This is a genomic window from Amycolatopsis sp. NPDC003861 (assembly GCF_053605405.1).
The window spans coordinates 1-25,738 of sequence record NZ_JBSGJD010000050.1 but is presented as its reverse complement, the minus strand read 5'-3'; the positions used below and the strand labels follow the sequence as shown (position 1 = coordinate 25,738).

25 protein-coding genes are annotated in these 25,738 nt (G+C 72.8%); 11 read left to right on the top strand and 14 right to left on the bottom strand.

All coding sequences use genetic code 11. The annotated features are described in order from the left end of the window. Positions 1-38: 38 nt before the first annotated feature. Genes ACWEVN_RS15495 through ACWEVN_RS15485 form a run of 3 tightly spaced genes read right to left on the bottom strand, consistent with a single transcriptional unit; the run spans position 39 to position 2,633 of the window. Positions 39-680: a TetR/AcrR family transcriptional regulator gene (locus ACWEVN_RS15495; RefSeq protein WP_449685680.1), complete on the bottom strand. Its 642-nt coding sequence runs from the start codon at positions 678-680 to the stop codon at positions 39-41. Positions 681-732: 52 nt separating this feature from the next. Beyond that, positions 733-1,620, bottom strand: a complete 888-nt coding sequence (locus tag ACWEVN_RS15490; RefSeq protein ID WP_449685679.1) for an alpha/beta hydrolase — start codon at positions 1,618-1,620, stop codon at positions 733-735. Beyond that, positions 1,617-2,633, bottom strand: coding sequence for an SDR family NAD(P)-dependent oxidoreductase (locus ACWEVN_RS15485; RefSeq protein ID WP_449685678.1), 1,017 nt, complete (start codon positions 2,631-2,633; stop codon positions 1,617-1,619). The genes ACWEVN_RS15490 and ACWEVN_RS15485 overlap by 4 nt, the downstream gene beginning before the upstream one ends. A 121-nt stretch (positions 2,634-2,754) precedes the next feature. Here ACWEVN_RS15485 and ACWEVN_RS15480 point away from each other — a divergent pair, with 121 nt between their 5' ends. Beyond that, positions 2,755-3,156, top strand: a complete 402-nt coding sequence (locus ACWEVN_RS15480; protein WP_452051673.1) for a DUF6010 family protein — start codon at positions 2,755-2,757, stop codon at positions 3,154-3,156. Continuing rightward, positions 3,153-3,353 carry a hypothetical protein gene (locus tag ACWEVN_RS15475; protein WP_310969992.1) on the top strand — a complete coding sequence of 67 codons (201 nt, stop codon included), beginning with the start codon at positions 3,153-3,155 and terminating at the stop codon, positions 3,351-3,353. The genes ACWEVN_RS15480 and ACWEVN_RS15475 overlap by 4 nt, the downstream gene beginning before the upstream one ends. Before the next feature lie 49 nt (positions 3,354-3,402). On the opposite strand, the gene ACWEVN_RS15470 is transcribed toward ACWEVN_RS15475, so the two are convergent. The 5 genes from ACWEVN_RS15470 to ACWEVN_RS15450 form a co-directional block, all read right to left on the bottom strand. Then, positions 3,403-4,665: a hypothetical protein gene (locus tag ACWEVN_RS15470; protein WP_452051672.1), complete on the bottom strand. Its 1,263-nt coding sequence runs from the start codon at positions 4,663-4,665 to the stop codon at positions 3,403-3,405. 68 nt (positions 4,666-4,733) lie between these two features. Next, a complete protein-coding gene (locus tag ACWEVN_RS15465; RefSeq protein WP_452051671.1) occupies positions 4,734-6,968 on the bottom strand; it encodes an FtsX-like permease family protein in 2,235 nt (744 codons plus the stop codon). After that, positions 6,965-7,645, bottom strand: coding sequence for an ABC transporter ATP-binding protein (locus ACWEVN_RS15460; RefSeq protein WP_449685673.1), 681 nt, complete (start codon positions 7,643-7,645; stop codon positions 6,965-6,967). The genes ACWEVN_RS15465 and ACWEVN_RS15460 overlap by 4 nt, the downstream gene beginning before the upstream one ends. Then, the gene (locus ACWEVN_RS15455) at positions 7,642-8,163 is read right to left on the bottom strand and encodes a PadR family transcriptional regulator (protein WP_310969988.1); all 522 of its coding nucleotides are present in this window, start codon (positions 8,161-8,163) and stop codon (positions 7,642-7,644) included. Before ACWEVN_RS15455 ends, ACWEVN_RS15460 begins: the two co-directional genes overlap by 4 nt. Before the next feature lie 47 nt (positions 8,164-8,210). Beyond that, the gene (locus ACWEVN_RS15450; RefSeq protein WP_452051670.1) at positions 8,211-9,089 is read right to left on the bottom strand and encodes an NmrA family NAD(P)-binding protein; all 879 of its coding nucleotides are present in this window, start codon (positions 9,087-9,089) and stop codon (positions 8,211-8,213) included. Positions 9,090-9,295: 206 nt separating this feature from the next. Here ACWEVN_RS15450 and ACWEVN_RS15445 point away from each other — a divergent pair, with 206 nt between their 5' ends. Next, the gene (locus ACWEVN_RS15445; RefSeq protein WP_452051669.1) at positions 9,296-11,590 is read left to right on the top strand and encodes a PQQ-dependent sugar dehydrogenase; all 2,295 of its coding nucleotides are present in this window, start codon (positions 9,296-9,298) and stop codon (positions 11,588-11,590) included. Positions 11,591-11,621: 31 nt separating this feature from the next. Here ACWEVN_RS15445 and ACWEVN_RS15440 read toward each other — a convergent pair whose 3' ends face one another. Then, positions 11,622-12,935 (bottom strand): sigma-70 family RNA polymerase sigma factor, encoded by a 1,314-nt coding sequence (locus ACWEVN_RS15440; RefSeq protein ID WP_452051668.1) that lies wholly within the window; start codon positions 12,933-12,935, stop codon positions 11,622-11,624. A gap of 323 nt (positions 12,936-13,258) precedes the next feature. Between ACWEVN_RS15440 and ACWEVN_RS15435 the strand changes: the two genes are divergently transcribed. From ACWEVN_RS15435 to ACWEVN_RS15420, 4 genes are all read left to right on the top strand, one after another. After that, positions 13,259-14,656 carry an alpha/beta hydrolase domain-containing protein gene (locus ACWEVN_RS15435; RefSeq protein ID WP_452051667.1) on the top strand — a complete coding sequence of 466 codons (1,398 nt, stop codon included), beginning with the start codon at positions 13,259-13,261 and terminating at the stop codon, positions 14,654-14,656. Positions 14,657-14,811: 155 nt separating this feature from the next. Then, positions 14,812-15,783, top strand: a complete 972-nt coding sequence (gene surE, locus ACWEVN_RS15430) for a 5'/3'-nucleotidase SurE (RefSeq protein WP_452051666.1) — start codon at positions 14,812-14,814, stop codon at positions 15,781-15,783. Positions 15,784-15,923: 140 nt separating this feature from the next. After that, a complete protein-coding gene (gene fadD8, locus ACWEVN_RS15425) occupies positions 15,924-17,525 on the top strand; it encodes a fatty-acid--CoA ligase FadD8 (RefSeq protein ID WP_449685667.1) in 1,602 nt (533 codons plus the stop codon). A 118-nt stretch (positions 17,526-17,643) separates the two neighbouring features. Continuing rightward, complete coding sequence (locus ACWEVN_RS15420; RefSeq protein WP_452051665.1) at positions 17,644-18,387, top strand: SDR family oxidoreductase; 744 nt, start codon at positions 17,644-17,646, stop codon at positions 18,385-18,387. 4 nt (positions 18,388-18,391) lie between these two features. On the opposite strand, the gene ACWEVN_RS15415 is transcribed toward ACWEVN_RS15420, so the two are convergent. Continuing rightward, entirely contained in the window at positions 18,392-19,252 is an 861-nt protein-coding gene (locus ACWEVN_RS15415) for a dioxygenase family protein (RefSeq protein ID WP_452051664.1), read from the bottom strand. Between the two features lie 177 nt (positions 19,253-19,429). Here ACWEVN_RS15415 and ACWEVN_RS15410 point away from each other — a divergent pair, with 177 nt between their 5' ends. Together ACWEVN_RS15410 and ACWEVN_RS15405 are read left to right on the top strand one after the other, a co-directional pair. Further along, a complete protein-coding gene (locus ACWEVN_RS15410) occupies positions 19,430-19,819 on the top strand; it encodes a nuclear transport factor 2 family protein (RefSeq protein ID WP_452051663.1) in 390 nt (129 codons plus the stop codon). Positions 19,820-19,825: 6 nt separating this feature from the next. Further along, the gene (locus tag ACWEVN_RS15405) at positions 19,826-20,407 is read left to right on the top strand and encodes a PadR family transcriptional regulator (protein WP_452051662.1); all 582 of its coding nucleotides are present in this window, start codon (positions 19,826-19,828) and stop codon (positions 20,405-20,407) included. On the opposite strand, the gene ACWEVN_RS15400 is transcribed toward ACWEVN_RS15405, so the two are convergent. The 3 genes from ACWEVN_RS15400 to ACWEVN_RS15390 all read right to left on the bottom strand — a co-directional run bounded on the left by ACWEVN_RS15400 (position 20,381) and on the right by ACWEVN_RS15390 (position 22,492). After that, a complete protein-coding gene (locus ACWEVN_RS15400; RefSeq protein WP_452051661.1) occupies positions 20,381-21,025 on the bottom strand; it encodes a response regulator in 645 nt (214 codons plus the stop codon). The two genes, ACWEVN_RS15405 and ACWEVN_RS15400, sit on opposite strands and share 27 nt — an antisense overlap. Then, positions 21,022-22,143, bottom strand: coding sequence for a sensor histidine kinase (locus ACWEVN_RS15395; RefSeq protein ID WP_452051660.1), 1,122 nt, complete (start codon positions 22,141-22,143; stop codon positions 21,022-21,024). Before ACWEVN_RS15395 ends, ACWEVN_RS15400 begins: the two co-directional genes overlap by 4 nt. Positions 22,144-22,258: 115 nt before the next feature. Continuing rightward, complete coding sequence (locus ACWEVN_RS15390; protein WP_452051659.1) at positions 22,259-22,492, bottom strand: PLD nuclease N-terminal domain-containing protein; 234 nt, start codon at positions 22,490-22,492, stop codon at positions 22,259-22,261. A 147-nt stretch (positions 22,493-22,639) separates the two neighbouring features. On the opposite strand from ACWEVN_RS15390, the gene ACWEVN_RS15385 reads away from it, so the two are divergent. After that, on the top strand, positions 22,640-23,830 hold the full coding sequence (locus tag ACWEVN_RS15385) for a hypothetical protein (RefSeq protein ID WP_452051658.1): 1,191 nt from the start codon (positions 22,640-22,642) through the stop codon (positions 23,828-23,830). Positions 23,831-23,981: 151 nt separating this feature from the next. Continuing rightward, complete coding sequence (locus tag ACWEVN_RS15380) at positions 23,982-24,242, top strand: GlsB/YeaQ/YmgE family stress response membrane protein (protein WP_354809816.1); 261 nt, start codon at positions 23,982-23,984, stop codon at positions 24,240-24,242. A gap of 44 nt (positions 24,243-24,286) precedes the next feature. Here ACWEVN_RS15380 and ACWEVN_RS15375 read toward each other — a convergent pair whose 3' ends face one another. After that, the gene (locus ACWEVN_RS15375; RefSeq protein WP_452051657.1) at positions 24,287-25,396 is read right to left on the bottom strand and encodes a S1 family peptidase; all 1,110 of its coding nucleotides are present in this window, start codon (positions 25,394-25,396) and stop codon (positions 24,287-24,289) included. Between the last annotated feature and the right edge of the window lie 342 nt (positions 25,397-25,738).

The following is a 25,738-nucleotide window of genomic DNA, read 5'->3' as shown; positions in this document are numbered from 1 at the left end:
CGACACGCGTGATCGAAGGGACGACACGGCCGGCTGGGTTAAGAGGCGGGGGTCACCGGGGCGAGGAGGAGGCCGGTGATCGCGTCGATCAGGCCCGTGCCCGCGTCGTTCCAGCTCGCCCTCGGGGTCGGCGTTCCCTCGGCCAGGGCTCGCTCGCGCTCGGCCGTCATGTGGATCATCAGCTGGCGGGCCATGTCGCCGCGCTCGGCGCGGACTTCCGGGGGGAGGCCGTCCAGGCAGCGGTCGAGGCCCTCGACCGCGCGGGCCAGCGCCGGGGAGGACAGGGACTCCTCCACGACGATCACGCGCAACGCCGGGTCGGTCATCACCTGGGCGCTGAACCGCGCGAACCACGTCGGCGCGCCCAGTTCGTGCAGGTAGCTCGTCGACGGGCGGACCAGGCACGCCACCCAGTCGCGCAGCTCGCCGTCGCCCTCGATGGCGTCGACCAGCTCCTCGCGCAGCCGCTCGATCCGGCCGAAGTGCTTGCGGGCGATCGCGCGGACCAGGTCCACTTTGGTGCCGAAGTGGTAGTTGACCGCGGCGTTGTTGCCCTGCCCGGCCGCCTCGCTGATGTGCCGGTTGGACACCGCGTGCACGCCGTTCTCGGCGAACAACCGCTCCGCCGTCACGAGGATGCTCTCCCGCGTGGCACTCGCGCGATCCGCCTTGACGTTCATCCACCCACCCGGTCACCCCGACGTTCTGCCGGCCCCCACCTTACGGACGCCGTCACCGGAACCGGCCCAGCCACGCCCGCGCGGTGGCCAGGTAGCCGCGGCTGAACCCGGTCGACGGCGCCCAGGCCTCGAACCCGTGCGGGCCGCCGGGCACGACGTGGAACGTCGTCGCCACGCCGGCCGACCGCAGGCGCCGGGCGTACTCGGCGGCCTCGTCGTGGAACAGGTCGATGTCGCCGACGCCGATCCAGGTGTCCGGCAGCCCGGTGACGTCGTCGCGGCGCGCGGGCACGGCGTAGAGCGGCACCACCGCCGCGCCGGGCTCGGTCCCGAGGTAGGAGCGCCAGCCGAAGCGGTTGAGGCGGTTGTCCCAGACCCGGTGCCCGGCGCCGTCGAGGTCGCGCCGGGCGGCGGTGCGGTCGTCGAGCATCGGGCAGAACAGCCACTGCGCCCGCGGCCGCTCCCCCTCGTCGCGCAAGCGCTGCACGAGGGCCGCGGCGAGCCCGCCGCCGGCGCTCTGGCCGCCGACGACCACCCGGTCCGCGGCGACGTCGCCCCGCAGCCACGTCCAGGCGGCGTGGCAGTCGTCGAGCGCCGCCGGGTACGGGTTTTCCGGGGCGAGCCGGTATTCGGCCGAGACGACGGTGATGCCGAGCTCGGCCGCCGTCGCGGCGCAGAACCGGTCGTCCTGGGCCGCGCCGCCGATGACCAGGCCGCCGCCGTGGATCCACAGCAGCGTGAGGTCCGACCGCGGGGTCCGCGGCCGGTACACGCGCAGGCCGGGACGCAGTTCGACGGCGACGTCCGGCCGCGACGGCGGCCGCATCCGCGCGGTCCCCGCCCGCACCAGGCGCCGCACCCAGGCCCGGTGCAGCGGCAGGCGCGGCACCCGCCGGACCCGGCCGCGCAGTTCGGGCGCCACCGCGGACAGCGCGGTCACTGCACCGACCAGCCGCCGTCGGACGGCAGCAGGGCACCGTTGACGTTCACGCCGTCGTCGGCGAGCAGGAAGGTGATCGACGCCGCGAGCTGCTCGGCCGTGGCGATCGGCGGGACGAGACCCAGGAACTGCCCGACCCGGCCCTGCCCGAACTCCGACGGCTCCGCGTGCATCCCCATCCCGGTCGCGACCCCGCCCGGCGCGACGGCGTTGACGCGGATGCCGTGCGGCCCGTACATGAACGCGCAGCTGCGGGTGATGCCGACGACGGCGTGTTTCGAGGCGGTGTAGGCGATCCCGGCGGCCGAACCGCGCAGCGCGGCTTCCGAAGCGACGTTCACGATGGCGCCCGAACCCGCTTCCAGCATCGCCGGGACGACCGCGCGGATCAGCCGGAACGTCCCGTCGACGTTCACGGCGAAGACGCGCCGCCACAGCTCGTCGCGCACCTCGTGGGCCGGGGAGAAGTCGTCGACGACGCCGGCGACGTTGGCCAGCCCGTCGATGCGCGGCCCGGCGGCGGCGAGGATCCGCGCGACGCCGTCCTCGTCGGTGATGTCGGCCGCCACGGCGACCAGCTCCGGCGAGCCGATCTCCGCGGCGAACTCGTCCAGCCGGCCGGCCGAGACGTCGACCGCGACGACCCGGCCGCCTTCGCGGGCGATGCGCGAGGCGGTGGCCCGGCCGATGCCGGAGGCGGCGCCGGTCACCACGACCGTCCGGCCCTCGAACCGGCCGGGCACGATCCGCTCGCGCCAGCCCGTCCGGCCGGCCCCGGGCGCCGGGGTCACCCCGTGGTTGGCCCGGGTCACCAGGTCGTCGACGACGTCCTGGGCGAGCCGTCCCCGGCTCAGGGCGACCAGCTGCCGCAACGGCAGCAGCCGGACCGGCGCGAGGACGGTTTCGTCCACGCCCGCCTCCGCGAGCAGGGCGCGGACGAGCGGGCCGCCGTCGGGGTGGGCGACCCAGTCGCCGATCGGGCTGTCCGCGGTGAGCGGTTCGGTCGTGGTCATGGCCGCAGCGTACCCCAATTTAAGTCAAGCGCTTGAGTTAATCGTCGGTGGCGAGATCCCGGCGTCCCCTGGCCATCGAGCCACTGGCCGCCCGGGCGGCCGGTTCCTAACGTCGGGTTCCGTGCTCGAGATCCTGGCGCCGATCCTCATCGGCCTCGCCTACGTCCTGCTCAGCTCGCTGATCCCGGAGCGGCACCGGCAGCGGTTCAACGCCGTGGTGGTGGGCGGCGCGGGCGCGGCCTACCTCTCCGGCGGCGCGCTCGGGCCGTGGGAGCTGGTGTTCTGCGCGGTGCTGACCTACGTCGCCTTCCGCGGGCTGGACTCGTGGACGTTCATCGGCATCGGCTGGCTGCTGCACACCGGCTGGGACGTCGTCCACCACCTCAAGGGCCAGCCGATCCTGCCGTTCGCCCACGATTCGTCGTTCGGCTGCGCGATCTGCGACCCGGTCATCGCGATCTGGTGCTTCACCGGCGGCCGGACGGTGTGGACGTGGCGGCGGGTGGGTAACCGGGTGGCATGAGCGCCGACGTCGAACGCGCCGCCCACGCCTACTGCCCCCGGTGCCACCCGGACCCGCGCCCGGGGGACGTGATCAAGGCACTGTGCGGCGCCACCCACCCGTACTACGGCCGCCGCGACCGGCCGGTCAACACCTGCCCCGCCTGCGTACAACTGGCCTCGGCGAACATCTACGCCTGCGGCCACCCCGGCGCGTGAAGGCCGCCCCGGGGTGATTCCCCCGGGGCGGCGGCATTTCAGGGCCGGATCACGCGGGCAGCGAGGACAGCGGCACCGCGAACACCGAACGGCCGCAGGTCTGGCTCTTCGCCGCGCACTCGGCCGTGGACCACTCCGCCATGGACCACACCAGGCCCGTCGACGAGTCGTACGTCAGCGCCTCCGGGTGCATGGCCCAGCAGGCCGTCGTGCCGGTGCCGCACGTCGCCGAGGTGCTCTTCGCCGTCGTCTGGGCCCAGAGCTGGCCGTTGATCGTCGCCGAGCTGTGGGCCACGTACCACTTGCCGGCGTTGGACAGGACGCCCTGGACGTTGCCCACGTTGCTGCGGAACGCCTCGGTCGCGGGAACCGTGCCGGACGAGGCCGCCAGCAGGAAGTCCTCGCCCATCGGGTAGCGGTAGAGGCGGCCGTGGAGGTTCGTCTCCTTGAAGTACTCCGACGTCACGATGCTCGCCGGGCTGGTGCTGCGGTCCAGCGACATCGACGAGAAGCACGGCACCGCGGTGTCGGAAGCCATGGTGCAGGTGCCGCCGGCGTAGCTGTAGTAGCCGATCTGCATCATCGCGTACTTGTACGTCCAGGCCGCATAACCGGACGACGTCTTGCCGATCGCGTTCGACGTCGTGTCGGTCATCTGCAGGATGTGCTTGGTGCTGAAGACCCGGATCGCGGTCGAGGTGCTGCCCACGGCGGTCACGTAGATCTTGTCGCCGTACCAGGCCATCCCGCCCATGTGCGCCTCGGCGGCGGCGAAGGTGCTGCCGGTGCTGTTGGGCACGGCCAGGTACAGCATCCGGTACGACGGCTTGGCGGGATCGTTGTAGTTGATCGCCTGGATCCGCGCGTCGTTGTACCGGTTCTCGTTGGCGGTGCTGAGTGCGTCGGTGCCGTGCCAGCCGGACAGGATGACCTTGTCGTCGCCCCACTTCCCGTCGTCGTCGGCGTCGCCGGAGGTCGTGATGGACTGGGGGACCCACGTCGTCGTCCCGGCGCGGTCGGCGTCCCAGCACATCGCCTTGGTGGCCACCGGCGCCTTCGGCAGCGACGCCTTCTCCGCCGTGGTGCAGCCGGTCATGCTGTAGCTGGGGTCGTTGACCACGGTGTTGAGGCTGACGTTCGGCAGCGCGTTGTCCAGCGCGGTGAGCGCGGCGGCCGGCGTGGCGTGCCACACGAGGTTCTGCTTGGTGGTCGTCGTCAACGGGTCGCTGTAGGCGGCGCTCGCCGTCCCGGGCAGCGCCACCACGCCGGCCGCCACGGCCAGCGCGAGGAGAATCGCTTTCGGAGTTCGCATGGGAGCAGTACGCCAGCCGGCAATCCAAAATCCGTACACCGGCCTTGTACGGCGGTTGTACCGCCGGCTCACTCCTCCCGCAGGTGCTCCAGGCTCGACGTCCGCCACAGCGCCGGCAACGTCACCGCGGTCACGGCCGGCACCGCCGCGGCCGCGGTCACCGCGAGCAGCCCGATGGTCGCCACGTCGACCACCATCGGGCGGTGGACGACCAGCGTGAGCAGCAGCCAATCGAGGCCGAGCCCGGCGAGCACGGCGACGACCACCGCCACCGCCACCGGGATCGCCAGCTGCCACAACAACGACCGGGCGAGCACCCCGCGCCCGACACCGCCCGCCCTCAGCGCGGCGAGGCTGCGCCGCCGTTCCCGCAGCTGCTCCGCCGCGGCGATCAGCAGGCCGGCCGCCGCGAGCAGCAGCACCACGAGCGAGCCCACCGACAGCACCCGGGTGATCAGCGCGTAGGTGCCGTCCCGTTCGGTGCCCAGGGAGCTGACGACGCCGGTCCAGCCCGCGGCGTTGCGCACCTGCTCCACCAGGTCCGGCCCGGCCGCGGGAATCCGCGCGGTCGAGCTCAGCCCGACGCTCGTCGCCGTGCGCAGGGCCGCCGTCGTGACGAGCAGGGCCGGCGCCTCGCCGGCGCCGCCGGTGACGTGGTAGCCCGCCGGGACCGTCCACTGTGGAGGTGCCGCCGGGTCGGTCCGCCGGGCGTCGTAGAACCACAGCCGGTCCCCCGGTGCGGGCCGGTAGGCCCCGGGCGCCGCGGTGCCCGTCGCGTAGACGTCACCGTCGCGGCAGTCCGCGACCTCGAGCTCGGCGCACGTGCCCACGACGGCGGAGACTTTCCGGCCCGCGGCGTCGTACAGGATGGCGCGGGTCTGCACGGGGATGCCGCCCAGTCCGGGCAGGGCGTGAAGGGCGGTGGCGAAGGCCGGGACGTCGGCGAGCGTGGTGGCGAAGGCGGTCGCCAGCACCCGGACGTCCCGATCCACCGGCCGGTCGCTTTCGGCGCGGGCGTAGACACCTTGCAGCGCAATGGATCCCGCCAGCACCACCGCAATCCCGCTGACCAGGCGCGCGGCCGTCGCGCTGTCCAGCTGGAGCCGCCGCACGGCCAGCAGCCAGGCGGGCGAACCCCCGCCGAGCACGCCCGCGACGCGCTCGACCAGCCACGGCAGCACCAGGGGCACGGCCACGAGGACGAGCACCACCCCGCCGACCACCAGCGGGTCCCGGATGTCCTCGGTGCCCGGCTTGCCGGCCAGCAAGGCCCCGCCGGCCACCAGGGGCACGAGGCGCCACCAGAGCTTCCGCCGCAGCCGCGTCCCCCGCCGCACCACCCCGAGCGGCTCGATGACGACTCCCCGCAGCGCGAAGACGGCCGTCGCGCACGCCAGCAGCGGCAGCGCCAGCAAGGCCGGCAGGCCCAGGCGCCAGTCGGGTACGACGTCGGCGGCGAAGATCCCGCCGCGGAAGGCGGACACGGTGATCCGCGGGACGAGCGCCCGCACGAGCAGGAAGAGGCCCGCGCCGGCCACGAGCCCGGCCAGCGAGGCGAGCAGAGCCTCCCCGGCGGCGATCCGGCGCACCTGGCCGCGGTCCGCGCCGACCAGCCGCAGCGCGGCCAGCCGCCGGTCGCGGGACGCGGCGGCGAGCCGGGTGCTCGTGACGACGAAGACGAACACCGGCACCAGGCACGTCGTCGCGCCCAGCACGACCAGCAGCAGCTCGATCGGTTCGAGGGCGCGCCGCTGGTGCGGGCGGCCGAATTCGCTCACCGCAACGGCTTGCGGCTGCCGGGCGACGGTGTCGGAGCCGAGGTAGAAGTACAGCTCGTTCGGCCCGGTCAGCCCGGCGTCGCCGATGGTGCCGGCCACCCGCTGCGGGAACCGCGGGCGGAGCAGTTCCCCCTCCGGTGACCGCAGCAGGTCCAGCAGGGCCGGGGACAGCACGGCCTCGCCGGGCCCCGGCAGCCGGTCGACACCCGGCACCGCGGGCGGGTGCGGCCCGGTCGGCTGCACCAGGTACCCCTGGATCCCGCGCCCGCGGAACTCGTCGCCGCGGCCGACGACGTGGACGGCGTCGACACCGGGGATGGTCGCGGCGAGCGGCGTGCGCTCGGCGGACCGCTCGCCGCGGGCGGTGAGCATCTGCGGCAGCGACGTCGCGGTGAGCAGGACGGCGACGCCGAGGCCGACGCCGACGGTGATCAGGGTGAGCCGCACCAGCGCGGTCCGGGCTCCGCCGCCGCCGATCGCCAGCCGTACGCCGAGGAGCAGATCGGCCCCCCAGCGCCGGATCACCGGGTCACCTCGAGCTGCCGCGTCCGGCCGTCGCGCACGACCACCTCGCGGTCGGAGTAGGCCGCGACGCGCGCCTCGTGCGTCACCAGGACGACCGCGGTGTCCCGCTCGCGGGCGACCGTGGTGAGCAGGCGCATCACCTGCTCGCCGTTGAGCGAGTCCAGCGCGCCGGTCGGCTCGTCGGCGAAGACGACCCGCGGCGCGGTCACCAGCGCACGGGCCACCGCCACCCGCTGCCCCTGCCCGCCGGACACCTCCCCCGGCCGCTTCCCGGCGACACCGGACAGGTCGAGTTCGGCCAGCATCGCCCGCGCCCGCTGCCCGGCCGCGCGGCCGCGGTCGCCGTTCAGCCGCAGGGGCAGGGCCACGTTCTCCAGGCAGGTGAGCTCCGGGACGAGCTGCCCGAACTGGAAGACGAACCCGAACTCGGTGCGGCGCAACGCCGAGCGCGCCCGGTCGGAGATGGTGGCCAGGTCCGCGCCGAGGTAGCGGACGGTCCCGGCGTCCGGCCGGACGATCCCGGCCAGGCAGTGCAGCAGGGTCGACTTGCCGGCTCCCGACGGCCCCATCAGGGCGACGATCTCCCCCGCGCGCACCTGCAGGCTCGCCCCGGCCAGCGCCTCGGTGGGGCCGAACGCCTTGCGGACGTCGGTGGCCTCCAGCAGCAGCTCGCTCATCGGATCGCCTCCGCCAGCCGGTCGAGCCGGGCGGCGGTGAGTTCGAGCCACCGGAGGTCGGCTTCCAGGTGGAACAGCGCGTGGTCGCAGACGAGCTGGTCGACGAGGTCGCCGCCGGTCTTGCGGCGGGTGAGCGCGCGCATGGCGTCGAGGTGGGCGGCCCGCTGGACGTCGAGGACGTCCGCCGCGGGCCGCCCGGACAGCAGCGCGAGCACCACCTTGGTGTAGAGCGTGTTGTGCAGGTAGGCATCGGGCTTTTCGGGCGTGGCCAGCCACCCGGCGACGTCGGCCACGCCGGCATCGGTGATGGCGTACCGCTTCCGCTCGGGGCCACCGTCCACCTCGACGCCGTCGGCCTCGACGAGCCCCTGCTTCAGCAGCCGCGCCAGCGTCGAATAGACCTGGCCGTAGTGCACCTGCCGGTCGTGCCCGAAGCGGTCGTCGTAGGCGCGTTTCAGGTCGTAACCGTGCCGGGGGCCGTTTTCCAGCAACCCGAGCAGGGTGAGTCCGATCGACATGGCGACGACTGTACACGGTGTGTATAGCCGGAGTTTATACACCCGGTTTATAGCTTGAGAGCCTCGGCGAGGACGGTCCGGAGCGGGGTGGCCGGACGGCCCAGGAGGGCTTCGAGGTCCGGCCCGGCTGCGGCGAACTCACCACGACGAGCCGCCCGGAACATTCCCAGCAACAGCTCGGCCCGCTCCGCCGGAACCCCGTGCCCGACCAACCCGGCCGCCCAGGCGTCATCGGACACCACGACCCGCCGGACGGAACGCCCGGTCAGCTCGGTCAGCAGCGCGGCGGCGTCCTCGAGATCAAGGGCCACCGGGGCGGTCAGCGGCGGCGTCGGCCCGTCGAACCGGCCCTCCTCCGCCAGGATGATCGCCGCGGCTTCGGCCAGGTCGGCGTGCGCCGTCCAGGAGACTGGGCCGTCGGCCGGGGCCGCCAGCTCGCCGGTCTCCAACGCCCCACCCAGCAGCAACGGCACCGTGCTCGCGTAGAAACCGTTGCGGAGCGCGGTGAACGGCGCCCCTTCGAGCCGGCCCTCCGTCGTGGCGTGGTCGGCCATCGGCGCGAACCGCGAATCGGCCGCCGCGGCCTGGTGGCTCGTGTACAGGACCCGCTTCGCCCCCGCAGCGCGTGCGGCTTCGATCGCCGCGACGTGGTGCGCCACCGCTTCGGCGCCCGCCTTGTCCGTCGACACGACGAGGACCTGGGTTGCCCCCTCGAACGCCTCGGCTAGCGATTCCGGGTCGGCGAAATCACCGCGCCGGACCCGGACCCCCCGCGCGGCAAGCTCCCCGGCCCGGCGGGGATCGCGGACGCTGACCCCGATCTCGGCGGCGGGCACCCGCGCGAGCAGCCGGTCGGCGATGCGCGATCCGAGCTGGCCGGCGCCCCCGGTGATGACGATCATGGCGTACCCCTTCTCGACGTTCACACTGATACTAACCACGTTATCATCAGTGATACCATGATCGAGTTACCACTGGAACCAGACGGCCGCACGGCGGCAAGTCGTTGACCCTTAACGGGATTGAGCTGTTCGTGCGTTTTTCTTGCGTCGGCGTAACAACTTTCGGACGCCGGGCGCCATACCGGACGGCGTTCGCGCCAGTCCGGTCCCCGCCGCAGGAGGAGTTCGTGATGGGTCCACGTCGTTCCCTGGTTTCGCGAAGATCAAGACGCGCGCTGGCCGCGGGGGTGGTCGTGCCGCTCGCCGTGGCGCTCGCCGTCGCGGCACCCGCCGCCGCGGCCGTGCCCGCGGGCTTCAGCGACACGCTCGCCATCGGTGGCCTCAGCTCGCCGACCGCCGCCGCGTTCGCCCCCGACGGGCGGGTGTTCGTCGCCGAGAAGAGCGGTCTGGTCAAGGTGTTCGACAACCTGGCCGATCCGACCGCGACCGTGTTCGCCGACCTGCGCACGCCGACCCAGGACTTCTGGGACCGCGGCCTGCTCGGGCTCGCGGTCGACCCGGCCTTCCCCACCCGGCCGTACGTCTACGTCTCCTACACCCTTGACGCCCTCCCAGGCGGCACCGCACCGAAGTGGGGCGACACCTGCCCGACGCCGCCGGGCGCGACCGACGCCGGGTGCGTCGTGACCGGCCGCGTCTCCCAGCTCACGATGGGCCCGGGCGGGACGGCGGTCAGCGAGAAACCGCTGGTCACCGGCTGGTGCCAGCAGTACCCGAGCCACTCGGTCGGCGCGCTCGCCTTCGGCCCGGACGGCGCCCTGTACGCGGGCGGCGGCGACGGCGCCAGCTTCAACTTCGCCGACTACGGCCAGGTCGGCAACCCCTGCGCCGACCCGCCGTCGCCGGCCGGCACGAACCTCAGCCCGCCGTCGGCCGAAGGCGGCGCGCTGCGGTCGCAGTCCCCGCGCCGCGCCGCCGGGCAGCCGGTGCTGCTCAACGGCGCGCTGCTGCGGATCGACCCCGACACCGGTGACGGCCTGCCCGGCAACCCGTTCGCGAGCAGTTCCGACGCCAACGCCCGGCGCGTCATCGCCTACGGCTCGCGCAACCAGTTCCGGTTCGGGTTCCGGCCCGGCACCGGCGAACTGTGGGCCGGGGACGTCGGCTGGAACACCTGGGAGGAGATCAACCGGGTCGCCAACGCCGGCGACGCCGTGGCCGAGAACTTCGGCTGGCCCTGCTTCGAAGGCGCCGGCCGTCAGGCCGGGTACGACGGCGCGAACCTCGACCGCTGCGAATCGCTGTACTCGGCGGGTGGCCAGACCGCGCCGTTCTACGCCTACAACCACAGCGCCAAGGTGGTGGCCACCGACCCGTGTCCCACCGGCGGCTCCTCGATCAGCGGGATCGCCTTCGAATCCGGCAGCAACTACCCGGCCGAGTACGCCGGCGCGCTGTTCTTCGCCGATTCCTCCCGCGGCTGCATCTGGGCGATGCAGACGGTCTCCGGCCAGCCGAGTCCCAGCAAGCTGGTGCCGTTCGTGACCGGCGTCAACACGCCGGTGCAGGTGCTCACCGGTCCCGGCGGTGACCTCTTCTACGTCGCGCTGGGTGCCGGGGAACTGCGCCGGGTGAGCTACGCGGGCAGCGGCAACCGGCCGCCGGTCGCCGCGGCCACCGCGACGCCGTCCAGCGGCCCGGCGCCGCTGACCGTCCAGTTCGACGGCACCGGTTCGACCGATCCGGACGCCGGTGACACGTTGTCCTACGCGTGGGACCTCGACGCGGACGGCGCCTACGACGACTCCGCGGCCCCGAAGCCCACCTGGACCTACACCACCGCGGCGGCGGTCGACGCCGGGCTGCGGGTGACCGACTCCCACGGCGCTTCGGCGACCACGACGGTCCGGGTGACCGTCGGAACCCCGGCCGGGCTCGACCCGGTGCCGGTCATCGACACCCCGGCCGCGACGCTGAACTGGTCGGTCGGGCAGACGGTGCCGTTCTCCGGCCGTGCCGTCGACGCCCAGGACGGCGAGCTGCCGCCCTCGGCGCTGTCCTGGCGGCTGGCCATCCGGCACTGCGCGGCCAACGGCACCTGCCACACCCACAACGTCCAGGACTTCCCGGGCGTCGCTTCGGGGTCGTTCGTCGCGCCGGACCACGAGTACCCGTCGTACCTGCAGCTGACGCTGACCGCGACGGACTCCACCGGCCGGACCGGGTCCAAGACGATCGACCTGCAGCCGAAGACAGTGACGCTGAACTTCACCTCGAGTCCCAGCCAGGCGATGCTCACCGTCGGCGGGACCCAGCAGCGGACGCCGTTCTCCCGGACGGTGATCGCCGGATCGACCAACTCGATCAGCGCGAACAGCCCGCAGAACCTGCCGCCGCTGAACATGAAGTACGCCTTCACCGGCTGGGCACACGGCGGGGCGCGGACGCAGAACGTCGTCGCGCCGGCGACGGGCGCCACGTACCAGGCGAACTACCGGCTCTGCTGGCTGCTGCAGCCCTGCTGAGCGGGATGACCCGGCGCCACGCGGCGCCGGGTCACTCCCCGGGGTTCTTCGTCTTCTCGGCCTTCCGCGACTCTTTCGCGGACGACTTCGCGGCCTTCGACGACTCCTTGGCCGCCTTCTTGGACTCCTTCGCGGCCGGATCGTTCCCGAGGCCGTTGCCGTTGTTCCCGTTGTTGCCGTTGCCGTTCCCGGTGTCCGTGCTCGTCACGGCCGGGGCCCCGGAGTCCGCGGCCCCCGCCGACTCGCCCGGTTGCGCGCCGGTCGGCTGCACGTCCGTGGCGCCGGGCACCGACGTCCCCGGTGCCCCCGACGTCGGCACGACGCCGCCGGGCGGGAGCCCGGCGCGGGGGCCGTCCTGCGGCCCGGTCCGCACGGGCTGGGTCGTCGTGCCCTCGCTGCCCGACAGCGGCGGCGGAGCATCGCTGGACGTGCTCGCGCCGATCGTCACCGTCGTGACCAGCGCCGCGCCCGCGGCGGCCACCTTCGCCGCCGTCGCCCACGACAGGACGGAAGCGCCGGTGCCGGCGGCGCCGGACCCGGTCGCTGTCACGGTGAGCCAGTGCGTCGCGACCGGGATACCCAGGATGAGCGGGGCGACGGAGGCCGGCAGTTCCTCGTTGAGCTCCCGGAGACCGGTGGCCAGGCTCCGGCAGTCGGCACAGCGGTCGAGGTGGGCGGCGATCCGGTGCGCCTTATGGTCGGAGATGCCGTCGCGCACGAACTTGGCCAGCTGCGCGGAGACGTTCTTGCAGGTGCGCCGCCGCGCTTCGGGGACGTGCTGGTCCAGGTAGGCCTGGCGCAGGCCCTCCCGGGCGCGGTAGGCCAGCGCCGCTACTCCGTTCGGGGTCATCCCGAGGTCTTCGGCGATCTGCGCGGGCGACTCCCCGACGATCTCGGTCCGCCACAGCACCGCCCGCCACCGCTCGGGCAGGCTCGCGAACGCGTCCGCGGCGACGTTGGCGTGCAGCCGGTCGCCGACCGGCTCGTCACTCCCCGCACTCGGCGTCACATCCGGAACCTCGGCCACCACCGAGACGGCCGCGTCGCGGCGGCGCCAGCTGATCATCGTGTTCCGGATGGTCGTCAGCAGGTACGGCCGGAAATCCTCGTCCGGGCCTTCGCCGGAACGCAGAATCCGTAGTACGCGGGTGAATCCCTCGGCGACCAGGTCGTCCCGCTCCGCCGGATCGGCCGCGATCGCGGCCGCCACCCGCCGGGCCGCGGCGAGGTGCCGGTCATAGAGCTCGCCGTAGGCCGCGATGTCGCCACCACGGACCGCTGCGATCAAAGCCGCGTCGCCAGGGACGTCCGTCGTCCCGGCCACCGCCGGCGCCACTTCGGTCACCACACCCCCTCGCCGTGCGGATGCACGTGCAGAACGTCCCGAGATAGTCGCGCAACGAGCGACCCATGCGCAAGGTTGCGGCGCCGAAAGGACATTCTGTGAATTCGCTTTCCGCCGAGTGCCGGGCCCGTCGAGTTGTCACATCCCTGAGCGATCCCGGGTGGATTCCCCCCGGTGCGCGGGCCGGACGTTGCCTCCGGCCATTACCGGCGGGTAAAGACAACGGCGGTGACCGGGCCGGTCGCCGCCTCAGTGTCCGATGTGGACGGTCCGGGGAGCCGGGAGCCGCTTCGCGGGCCGTCGCCCACCAGAAGGGTTTACCCATGCGCAGAGCCCTGCTCGTGCTGCTGACCGTGCTCCTGCCGTCCTTGGTGCTTCCCGGGGTCGCCCAAGCCGGACCGTCCACTGCCGCGCCCACCGTGACGGCGGTGCCCGCGGACGCCGGGCGGGGCTGGCCGGTGAGCGGCGCCCACGGCGTCCTCGACCTCGCCGCCCGCGGGTACGTCGAAGAGGAGTACCTGCTGTCCGGCCAGGCCGACACGTTCGACCAGGTGGGACTGTGGACCGAAGACGGGCGCTGGGCCACGCGCGTGGCCTCCACCGGCACCCCGTACACGACCCGGATGGTCGTCGTGCGGCCGCGCGACGCCGCCCGGTTCACCGGAACGGTCGTGGTCGAATGGCTCAACGTCAGCTTCGGCGTCGACATCCCGGTGGACTTCTCACAGTCCTACGAGCACTTCATCCGCGAGGGCTACGCCTACGTCGGCGTGACGACCCAGAAAGCCGGTGCCGACAAGCTCAAGAGCCTCGACCCCGCCCGGTACGCCGCGGTGAACCTCAGCGGGGACGCGCTGTCCTACGATGTCTTTTCGCAGGCCGCGCAGGCGGTCCGGGCGAACCCGCAGCTGCTGGGCGGGCGGACGCCGGCCGTCGTGCTGGGCAGCGGACACTCGCAGTCCGCGCTGCGGCTGACCACCTTCGCCAACGCGATCCAGCCGGTGCGGCGCAGCTACCAGGGCTTCCTGATCCACGGCCGGGCCGCGCTCGCGGCCCCGATCGGCGACGGCGTCGCCGGGCCGCTGTCGGCGAAGATCCGCACCGATCTCGGCGTCCCGGTGTTCGTCCTACAGTCGGAGACCGACGTCATCGCGTCGGCCTCGGTCCGGCAGGACACCGCGCAGGTGCGGACCTGGGAGGTGGCCGGCACCGCGCACGCCGACCAGTACGGGCTGAACCTGTACAACGCGGCCAACGCCCGGGACGGGTCCATCAACGACGGCGCCCCGACGACGTGCGACAAGCCGGTCAACAGCATGACCTTCCGGTATGCGGAAAACGCGGCGTTCCGCTACCTGGACCGGTGGGCCCGCGGTGGCGCGGCCCCGCCGGCGGCGGCACCGATTTCGATGCTGCTCAACCTGATCATCCTGCGCGACGGCGACCAGAACGCCCTCGGCGGCGTCCGGCTGCCCGACCTGGACGTCCCGGTAGCGTCCTACGCGCCCAACAACAGTGGCGGCAACGTGCCGGGCGCGTGTCTGCTGCTGGGCACGACCACGCCGCTGACGCCGGCCCGGATCCGGCGGCTGTACCCGGACCACGCCACCTACGTCGCCAAGTTCACCGCGGCGGCCGACCGGGCCCTGCGCGCGGGCTACCTGCTGCAACCCGACCGCGACGAGGCCGTGGCCCGGGCCCAGGCGGCCCCGGTGCCGTAACCGTCCACAAAGGAGTGTCCACGGCGAGCCCGTCCCGGTCCGGGGCGGGCTCGCCGGCGAAACCGCCGAAACACCCCCTCGCCACCGCCGTTCTCGCTACCCTGGCCCCGCCGATTCCGAACGATTGAGTTTTCCGAACGAATGAGGAGGTGGCGATGCGGTTCAAGGCTTTGCGCGTCGCGGTCGCGGCGGTGGTTGCCCTGTCGCTGGCCGTGCCCGCCCAAGCCAGCCCGCGGCCCGATCAACCGGTTTCGCTGGGGGGCAAGAAGGTTCTGCTGGTCAACGACGACTCGGTGCAAGCGGGGAAGCCCGACGGGTCGGACGGGCGGGGCATCTACGTGCTCCGGCAGGCGCTGTGCCGGGCCGGAGCCGACGTGGCGATCGTCGGCCCGTGGGCGGTCCAGGGCGGCAAGGGCCGGTCCACGGCCGTGTCGTTCACGTCGTCCGTCGCGCCGCCACCGGCGGTGCCGGCGGAGTTCGCCGCGGACTGCGCGAGCGCGCCGGGGCACGGGCTCGTGCTGGGCGCGTGCCAGGGTGCCACCCCGTGCGGCCCGGGCAGCGCGTCCCTCACCCCGGCGGACGTGACCGAGCTGGCGCTGACCGGCATCCTGCCGCAGCGGCTCGGCTGGACGAGCGGGCCGGACCTGGTCCTTTCCGGGATCAACGCGGGCCAGAACACCGGCCTCCCGATCAGCATGTCCGGCACGGTCGGCGCCGCTTCGGTGGCGATCGAGCGGGGCCTGCCGGCACTGGCGGTCAGCGCGGGTTCGGGCGCCACGCCCCCGTCGACGGAGACGTACCAGGCCGCGGCCGACGTCACCCTCCGTCTGCTGGCGTCGCCCCGGACGTGGAAGTTCGTGCAGGACATGGCGCTGGTCAACGTCAACCAGCCGGACGTGGCGCCGGGCGCGGGGGCGTCGCCGGTGCGCTGGACGAAGGTCAGCCGGGTGGCTTCGGGCTGGGTGAAGTACGTCCCGGCCGCGGACGGGACGTACCAGCTGTCCTACGACGTGGTGCCGTCGCCGGCGTACGAGGCCGACAGTGACGCGAAGGCCCTGCTCGACGGGTACGTGAGCGTGTCCCTGGTCGCGGTGGACCGCGGCTATTTGGGCCGCCTGCGCGGCTGAGTTCGGTCCGGAGGGCGCGTCGCAGCCTGCGGCGCGCCCTCCGGGCTCACTGAAACCTGTTCCACCGCACCGCCGAGCTGACAAACCCCGCCCAACCGCCGTATCTTGTCGAGAACAGTAACGTGTTCTAGTCTGGCGCCGTGGAAGGGACCGGGATGGACGAGCAGGCGATGCGGTATCCGAACCACCTCGGCCACCTGGTCGTCTCCGCCCTGAAACGGCACCGGGACAAGCCCGTCATGGTGCTGGGCGAGACCACGATGACCGGGGGCCGGACCGCCGAGCAGGTCAGCCAGTACGCCCAGGCCTTCGAGGCGCTCGGCGCGGGCACCGGCGCGCCGGTCGCGCTGCTGTCGCTGAACCGGCCGGAAGTGCTGCTCATCATCGCCGCCGGGCAGCTGCAGGGCTCGCGGCGGACCGCGCTGCACCCGCTCGGGTCGCTCGACGACCACGCCTACATCCTCGGCGACGCCGGCATCACCACGCTGATCATCGACCCGGTGCCCGCCTTCGTCGACCGCGCGCTCGGCCTGCTCGACAAGGTCCCCGGCCTGACGCAGGTGCTCACCATCGGACCGGTGCCGGAGCCGCTGGCCCACGTCGGCAAGGACCTCACCGCGGCCGCCGCGACGTTCGAACCCCGGCCGCTGGCGCCCGCCGTGCTGCCGCCGGACCAGGTCGTCTCGATCACCTACACCGGCGGGACCACCGGCAAGCCCAAGGGTGTCATGGGCACCGCGCAGGCGATGACCACGATGACGCAGATCCAGCTGGCCGAATGGGAGTGGCCCGAGGCGCCGAAGTTCCTGATCTGCACCCCGCTCTCGCACGCCGGCGCCGCGTTCTTCGCCCCGACGCTGATCAAGGGCGGGTCCCTGGTCGTCGTGCCGAAGTTCGACCCCGCCGACACCCTGCGGATCATCGAAGAGCAGCGGATCACCGCGACCATGCTGGTGCCCACCATGCTCTACGCGCTGATGGACCACCCCGACTCGCGCACCCGCGACCTGTCCTCGCTGCAGACGGTCTACTACGGGGCCGCGTCGATCAACCCGGTGCGCCTGCGCGAGGCGATCGACCGGTTCGGCCCGATCTTCGCCCAGTACTACGGCCAGTCCGAGGCCCCGATGGCGATCAGCTACCTCGCCAAGGGCGACCACGACGACGCCCGGCTCGCCTCCTGCGGCCGTCCGTCGGCCTTCCTGCGCACCGCGCTGCTCGACGCCGACGGCAACCCGGTGGCCCCGGGCGAGCCGGGCGAGATCTGCGTGGCCGGGCCGCTGCTGGCCGGCGGGTACTGGAACCTGCCGGAGATCACCGCCGAGACCTTCCGCGACGGCTGGCTGCACACCGGCGACGTCGCCCGCGAAGACGAGGACGGCTTCTGGTTCATCGTCGACCGGGTCAAGGACATGATCGTCACCGGCGGGTTCAACGTGTTCCCCCGCGAGGTCGAGGACGTCGTGGCCGAGCACCCGGCGGTCGCCCAGGTCGGCGTGATCGGCACCCCGGACGAGAAGTGGGGCGAAGCGGTGACGGCGGTCGTGGTCCTGCGCGAGGACGCCGGCCACGACCTCGAGCGGCTCACCGCCGAGATCCAGGCCGCGGTGCGCGAGCGCAAGGGCCCGGTGCACGTGCCCAAGCAGGTGATCGTGGCGGAGTCGCTGCCCATGACCGGGCTGGGCAAGCCGGACAAGAAGGCCCTGCGCGCGCAGTACGAGCCCCGCCGGGCCGGCGTGTAGCGCCCTCCTCCGTTCGAGCGAACCCCGCTGCGCTGTCACGGACCGGCGCGCAATCTCGTCTCCGGGATGCGCAGCCGTCCGGGGCCACCGGGCGGCGCCGGACGGAGGGAACGGACACATGAAGGTCGTCGTCATCGGCGGGACCGGGCTGATCGGCCGGAACGTGGTGGCCTGGCTGGCCGAGCAGGGCCACGAAGCGGTGCCCGCGGCGCCGAGCACCGGGGTGGACACGATCACCGGCGAGGGGCTGAAGGAGGTGCTGCAGGGCGCCGACGTCGTGGTGGACGTCTCGAACTCGCCGTCGTTCGCCGACGACGACGTGATGGCCTTCTTCCGCACGTCGACCGCCAACCTGGTGGACGCGGCGAAGGAGGCGGGCGTCCGGCACTACGTCGCGCTGTCCGTGGTGGGCACGGACCGGCAGCCGGACGTCGGGTACTTCCGGGCCAAGGTCGCGCAGGAGGAGCTGATCGCCGGATCGGGGCTGCCGTTCTCGATCGTCCGCGCCACCCAGTTCTTCGAGTTCGCCGGCGGCATCGCGGACGGCTCGACCACCGACGGCGTCGTCCGCCTGCCCGGCGCCGGCGTGCAGCCGATGGCCGCGGCCGAGGTGTCGGCCGCGGTGGGCCGGGCCGCCGCCGGGCCGGCCACCGGCGGGGTCGCCGAGATCGCCGGGCCGGAAGTCTTCGGCCTCGACGAGTGGGTGCGCACCGTGCTGACCGCGCGCTCCGATCCGCGGCAGGTGGTCACCGACCCGCGGGCACCGTACTTCGGGGCGGTGCCGGGGCCGGAGGATCTCCTGCCGGGACCGGGCGCGCGGCTGGCCGGGACGACGCTCGCCGAGTGGCTCGGGCGGGCGTGAGACGTTATACGCCGTCGTGGTCCGGGTCGGCGTTGAGCACGATGCAGCCCACGTAGCCGTCCCGGGCCCGGGTCACCTTCAGCAGCATGCTCGGCTGGTAGATCGAGTCGCCGTCGTTGAAGGTGTCCCGGCCGGTGTGCTGCGCGTAGGGCTGGGTGGCGAACACCCGCGCGTTCAGCGTTTCGTCGAACATCAGCTGCGTCGTGAGCGTCTTCTCGTTGCCGACGTGCACCATCACGTGGACGTGCACGGTCCGGCCGCGGTACCAGCCCGGCCAGATCGTGGTGAACTCGACGATCCCGCGCTGGTTGGTGACCTGGGCGCCGCGCAGGTACCGCTTGTCGTCGGTGGGGACGAGATCGGTGTCCCCGCCGCCGGGCGGCGGCGAGCCGGTGGGCGGGGTTCCGGTGGGCGGCGTCCCGGTCGGCGGGGTCCCGCCGCCGCCGCCGGACGCCGCCTCCGCGCCGGAGTACAGGCCGCCCGCGTCGCAGTGCCAGATCTCGACCACCGCGTGCGGGATCGGCTTGCAGGTCTCGCTGTCCTGCACCTGCAGGGCGAGCCGCAGCTTCGTGCCCTGCTTGTCCTCGCGGATGTCACTGCGGATCTTGTCGGCGTCGAAGTAGTACGGCCCCTGCGTGGTGGACGCGGTGAGGGTGCACGTCCGCGCGCCGGTGAACAGGGCGGTGAGGTCCGCGTCGGTGACGGCCTCCAGGGCGACCGTCTCGCCGGTGGACGTCGTCGTGACGGCGCTCGTGCCCGCGCTCTGGCCCGCGCACGCCGTGACGAGCGCGCCCAAGCCGACCGAACTCACGCCGGCGAGCAGCCGGCGCCGGCTGACCCGCTGTCCCTCGTGATCGTTTCCCATGCCTGTCCCTTCGTGGTGGGTAATGGCCGGTTGACTTCCGCCTGACCCGGCCTTGGGCCAGCGTGGCGAGGGCAGCTGTGGCCGGGCTGTGGTGAAGCTGTGCGTTGCCGAGCGGTCACCCAAGGCGAACGGGTACGCTGTCCCTGGTAGTCAAAAAGTTGAGTAGGTGAGGTGCGCATGAGCAGCTTCCGCAAGGCCGTCGAGGCCCGCGATCCCGACGCCATGGCCGCGACACTGGCGGAGAACGTCGTCTTCCGCAGCCCGGTCGCGTTCAAGCCGTACCCGGGCAAGGCGATCACCGCCGCGATCCTGCGCGGAGTGCTGCGCGTGTTCGAGGATTTCCGGTACGTGCGCGAGCTGACCGGCGGCGAAGGCCGGGATCACGCGCTCGTCTTCGAAGCCCGGATCGGGGACGTGCGGGTCGAGGGCTGCGACTTCCTGCACCTCGACGAAGACGGCCTGATCGACGAGTTCACCGTGATGGTCCGGCCGCTCTCGGCCGCGCAGGCGCTGGCGGAAGCGATGGCGGCGCAGTTCGAGCAGATCCAGCGCGAAGCACTCAACTAGTTGAGCATGGCACTGCGCAACGCGCTGATGGCGGCGCTGCTCGAAGGCGAGGCGTCGGGCTACGACCTGGCGAAGGGGTTCGACGCCTCGGTGGCGAACTTCTGGGCGGCCACCCCGCAGCAGCTCTACCGGGAACTGGACCGCATGGCGGCCGACGGCCTGGTGCGGGCGCGGCTGGTCCACCAGGAGCGGCGCCCGGACAAGCGGCTGTTCTCGCTCACCGACGCCGGGTACCGGGCGCTGAACGAGTTCACCGCGCGCCCGCCCCGCCCCGGCGTGATCCGCGACGAGCTCCTGGTGCAGGTGCAGGCGGTGGACGTCGGCGACGAAGGGGCGGTCCGGCAGGCGCTGGCCGAGCGGATGGCCCGGGCGGAAGCCAAGATCGCGGGCTACGAACGGCTTCGCGCGCGGCTGCTGGACGGGCGCTTCGAGGACGACTACCTCGCCGAGGCCGAGCGGATCGGCCCGTACCTGACGCTGATGCGGGGCCTGTCGTTCGAGCGCGAAAACCTGCGGTGGTGCGAACAGTCGCTGAAGGTGCTCGACCGGCGCGGGCGCGGGTCAGCTCAGGCCGGCGTCGTGGATTAGGATCGCCACCTGGGTCCGGTTCGCCGCCTCGAGCTTCGCCATGATGTGTCCGATGTGGACTTTGACGGTGGACGCGCTGACCGCCAGCGCCGTGCCGATCTCGGCGTTGCTCAGCCCGCGTCCGATGTGGACGGCCACGTCGTGTTCGCGCGGGGTCAGCACCGAGAGCTTCGCCCGGGCCCGCGAAGAGCCGCCGCCGGCGGCGAATTCGGCCAGCAGCCGCTTGGTGATCTTCGGCGACAGCATCGCCTCGCCGCGGGCCACGACGCGCACCGCGTCGACCAGCTCGCGCGGCGGGGTGTCCTTCAGCAGGAACCCGGCCGCGCCGTGGCGCAGGGCCGTGTAGACGTACTCGTCGACGTCGAACGTCGTCAGCACCACCACCGCCGGGGCCGCCGGGTGCTCCACCAGCCGCCGGACCACTTCGAGCCCGTCGACCTCGGGCATCTGGACGTCGGTCAGCACGACGTCCGGCCGGTGGCGGTCGGTCAGCTCGACCGCCCGCACGCCGTCGGTGTCCTCGGCGACCACCTCGACGTCGCCCGCCGACTCCAGGATCATCCGGATGCCGCTGCGGACCAGTTCCTCGTCCTCCAGCAGCACGACCTTGACCGTCACCGCCGTCCTCCCACCGGGAACCGCGCCAGCACCCGGAACCGGCCGTCGCCGGTCGGCCCGGTCTCCAGGTCGCCGCCGGCCAGCTCCACTCGTTCGCGCATCCCGACCAGACCGTAGCCGGACCCCGGGACGGCGCTGCCGCGCGGGGTCAGCCGGTTGGTCACCGCCACCTCCAGCCGGCCGCCGGTGACCGCGAGCCGGACCCCGACGGCGGCGTGCGGCGCGTGCTTGCCCGCGTTGGTCAGCGATTCCTGCACGACCCGGTACACGGCCCGGCCGACGTCGCCGGGCACCACCGGCAGCGGGTCCGGCAGCGCCAGCTCGACCCGCGCCCCGCTCGCGGCGACCCCGTCGACGAGGCGTTCCAGCGAGGCGAGGACACCGGGGCCGGCGTCCCCGGCCGGGGCGTCGTCGCGCAGCACCCGCAGGATCCCGCGCAGCTCGTCGAGCGCGAGCGCGCTGGTGGCACGGATGGTTTCGGCGGCCTGCTCGGTTTCTTCGTCCGGCGCCCGCATCGAAAGGGCGCCGGCCTGCAGCGCGACCGCGGTCACCCGGTGGGCGACGACGTCGTGCATCTCGCGGGCGATCCGCCGCCGTTCGGCGAAGACGGCCCGGTCGGCCAGCAGGGTCCGGGTGCGCTCGGCTTCGTCGGCGCGTTCGCGCAGCACGGCCAGCAGCGCCGCGCGCTGGTGCATCCACAGCCCGGCCAGCACCGGCCCGAGCACGAAGGTGGCGAGCACGATCACGACGAGGGTGAAGCTGCCGGGGTCCCGCAGCACCGGCACCACGTTCCCGGCGACCCCGGCGACGACCACGGCCACCCCGGTCACGACACTCACGCCGTGCCGGGCGGCGACCGAGTACTGCGCCACCACCAGCGGGATCAGCGTCACCCCGGCGGGCATGCAGGCGACGGCGACGAGCAGCACGAGAAAGGGCCACCGGCGCCGAGCCAGCAGGGCGAGCCCGGAGACGACGACGGCGGGGACGTAGAGCGCGGGGTGCGGGTCCCGCGGGTCACCGCCGGTCAGCGACACGACGATGACGGCGGCGGCCACCGCGACATCGAGCGCCAGCAGGAGGAGGCGGCCGTCCCACCAGCTCAGCCATCGCTTCACCGTGATCAGCCTAGGCTCCCGTGACGGCCCGCGCCGACCGCGGCGGCCGTCAGCACCACGGCCGGCCTCGCGAAGGCACCGTCCCGATAGGACTTGCCGAGTCCGTCCGCGACGATCACCGCCGGATCGCCACGGCGGCGTCGCGGCGGCCGAACAGGAACCACAGCACGCTGCCCAGGAACGGCGCGCAGAAGGCGAAGACCACCCAGACGAGCTTCATCCCGCCGGTCAGCGGGGACCGCAGGATGCCGACGAGCGCGGCCAGGAACAGCACGGCGAAGGCCAGCACGGCGACGCCGGCCACGCCCAGCAGGATCCAGGCCTGCGTCGTCTCGGATGCCACGGACATGCGAACTCCACTTCGGACTCGGTGATCACACCACGATCGCCGGTCCGGCGGGCTCGCGCATCGGAAGTTCGGACGTCATGAGCTAGGCAGAAAGTCTTAACCCGCGGTTGTACGACTCTTGTACGGCCGCGTCCCACGATGGCTCCCATGTCACTCCACCGTCTGGCCAAGGCCGCACTGGCCGCCGGCGTGCTGGCGGGCCTGGCGGCCGCGCCGGCCTCCGCCGCCGCGGCCGCGCCGTCGACCTTGCCCGCCGACCAATACACCCTGACCGCCACCTACAACCAGTTCGACGCGGTGAACGGCGCCCTGGTGTCGAAGCTGGGCACCGCGGCCGTCCACACCGTGATGGACAACGCGAACCACGACCGCACCGCCCTGCCGTCGTCGTTCTCCGTCGCCGGGCTCGAGACCGGGTTCCGGTTCGACAGCGGCGACAACTCCGACTGCACCAACTACCCGCAGGGCATCACCACCAGCCGCGACGCCGTCGGGACGGCCAACGGCGGCAACTACGACGGGCACCAGCTCGTCGCCGTCAGCTGGTACACCAAGGACGGGTGTGACGGCGGCCAGCAGCGCAGCCGGATCACCCTGGTCGACTGGGACGCCGACTACCCGAACGCCTACCGCAAGATCCTGCTGGTCGAGCCGACCGGCACCGCGGACGCGCCGGACTTCAAGGACATCCCGATCCACGCCGGCGGCATGTCCTGGTACGGCGACTACCTCTACGTCGCCGACACCGGGAAGGGCATGCGCGTGTTCGACATGCGCAAGATCCTCAAGACGAACACCGGCGGCACGGCCGACCAGATCGGCCACCAGAGCGGCAGCACGTACTACGCCCACAACTACGCCTACGTCCTGCCGCAGGTCGGCACGATCTCCTCGAAGACGACGTCGGGGACGAACCTCGCGTGGTCGTCGATCTCCCTCGACCGGGTGAGCAAGTCGATCGTGATGACCGAGTACACCTGCTCCTCCGGCTGCACCGATTACCCGAACCGGGCGCCGCGGGCGATCCGCTACCCGTTCGCCGCCGGCGGCACGTTCGCCGCGACGACGACGGCGAGCCAGGCGCTGCAGCTGCCCTGGTACAAGCTCAACGGCGTCGCCTCGCACAACGGCCGCTGGTGGTTCCAGTCGTCCGGTGCGAAGCAGCTCTACTACTGGAAGCCGTCGGCCGCCTCGCAGACCTTCGCCTGGGTCGGCAGCGGCGAGAGCCTTTCCTACTGGGAGGACGACACCGCCGCCGACCTGCTGTGGTCGCTGCAGGAGGGCGCGGGCAACCGCAACGTCTTCGCGGTCACGCAGGCCACCTACGGCGGTGGCTGAGCAGCCGGAAAAGGCCCGTCCGGGGACATCCCGGGCGGGCCGTTCGCCGTTGCGGTGAGATCCGGATCACGTCGGCGTGGCTCGGCGCGCCCGCGGGGCCGCTGCCTGCCATCCTGTGCCGTCAACAGGTAGCGGACGAGAGGACAACCCCGTGGGCATCATCGCCTGGATCGTACTGGGTCTCATCGCCGGGGTGATCGCGAAAGCCCTCATGCCGGGCAAGGACCCGGGCGGCTGCATCATCACGATCCTGCTCGGCATCGCCGGCGCGTTCGTCGGCGGCTGGATCGGCAAGACGCTGTTCCACACCCAGCTCGGCACGTTCTTCGACCTGCGCACGTGGGGCCTGGCCATCCTGGGCGCGCTAGTCATCCTGGCCGGCTACCGGCTCATCTTCCACCGCCGCGACTGACGCACCGGTGGGGGCGCCGGGCCGGCGCCCCCACCGGCCGCGGTTCAGTTCAGCGTGACACCGTACGCGCTCAGCGCCTCGCCGACCGGCTGGAAGTACGAGCTCCCGCCGCCCTTGCCGGACGTGATGCCCAGGCCGACGCTGCCGGCGAACAGGCAGCCGCCGGAGTCGCCGGGGTTGACCAGCGCGTTGGTCTGGATCAGCTGGTACACCGAGCCTTCGGCGTAGTTCACCGTCACGTTGGTCCGCTGCACCGAGCCCGAGGTCAGGTGCGTGGTGCTGCCGCTCTTGCTGATCCGCTGCCCGACGGTCGCGGTGCCGGCCGAGCTGATTCGCTGGGTGGAGCCGTTCCACAGGGTGACGGCGCCGGGCGCGCTGCCGGTGGTGTTGCGGATGAGGCCGTAGTCGTTGGTGGGGAAACTCGCCCCCTGCGACGGGCCGACGTTCCACTGAGAGACGGCGCGGGTGCAGTGCCCGGCATCGATGAGGTAGTTCTGCCCGCCGCGGTTGGTGTTGAAGCCCGCCGAGCAGCGGGTGCCGCCCCCGGTGATGGCTTCGCCGTTGTAGATGGCGGTGTGCATCTCCCCGGAGACCCGCTCCACGCGCACCCGGTCACCGAGCGAGGCGGCCGCCTTCAGCAGCGCATCGGTGCCTTTGGCGGCGTCGGCCACGGTCAGCACGACCTGGTTGGCCTTCGGGTCGAGCCCGATGGAGGTGTGCGTCACCGCGGGCAGTGTCTGCAGGGCATCCTGCGCGCTCGCCAGGGCGGCACTGGAGTGCTTGACCACCCTCGCCTGCGCGCCGGCTTGCTTCGCCTGGTCGACGGCGGCTTGGTCGAGCACGTTGACGACAGGCTGGGCGGCGTCGTCGAGGTAGCCATCGGCGGCGCGGGCCCCGAGGGAAGCGGTGACGCGCTGCAGGGTGCCGACGCTGGTCGCTTGGGTCCGCAGCAGGGCAACGGCGGCGGATTCGCTGATCCCGGCCTCGGCGGCAAGGGAGGCGACGGCTTCCTGCTGCACGGTGGCGGAGTAGCCCTCGATGGTCTCGGCGCCGGCGGTGTTCGCGGCGGCGCTGAACCCGATGGCCGCGGCGGCGGCCACGAGGGCGGTGGCGGAGCGGGCGAGGAGGTGGTGTCCCGGGGACGTTCTGCGCATGCCGGCAACTCACTTTCGCGATCGCGGACGAAGCCGGCACCCAGGGTGGCGGCACCGGCCCAGCCGGCGTTGTGGCCGGCGGTGGATCGAGGGTGCTGCGGCGGGTCGGTGAGGCGGTACCGACTTTCGTCGGATGGGACAAAAGATAGGTACCGGGCAATTCGCCCAGGAGCGCACCGCGCAGAGCAACCGGACAGTGGGACAGCTCGGGTGGCTTTGCGGCTGATTCGGCGGCGGCTCGGCGGTCGGCTCGGCAGCTGGCGTTGCGGCTGGCGTTGCGGCTGGCGTTGCGGCTGGCGTTGCGGCTGGCGTTGCGGCTGGCGTTGCGGCTGGCGTTGCGGC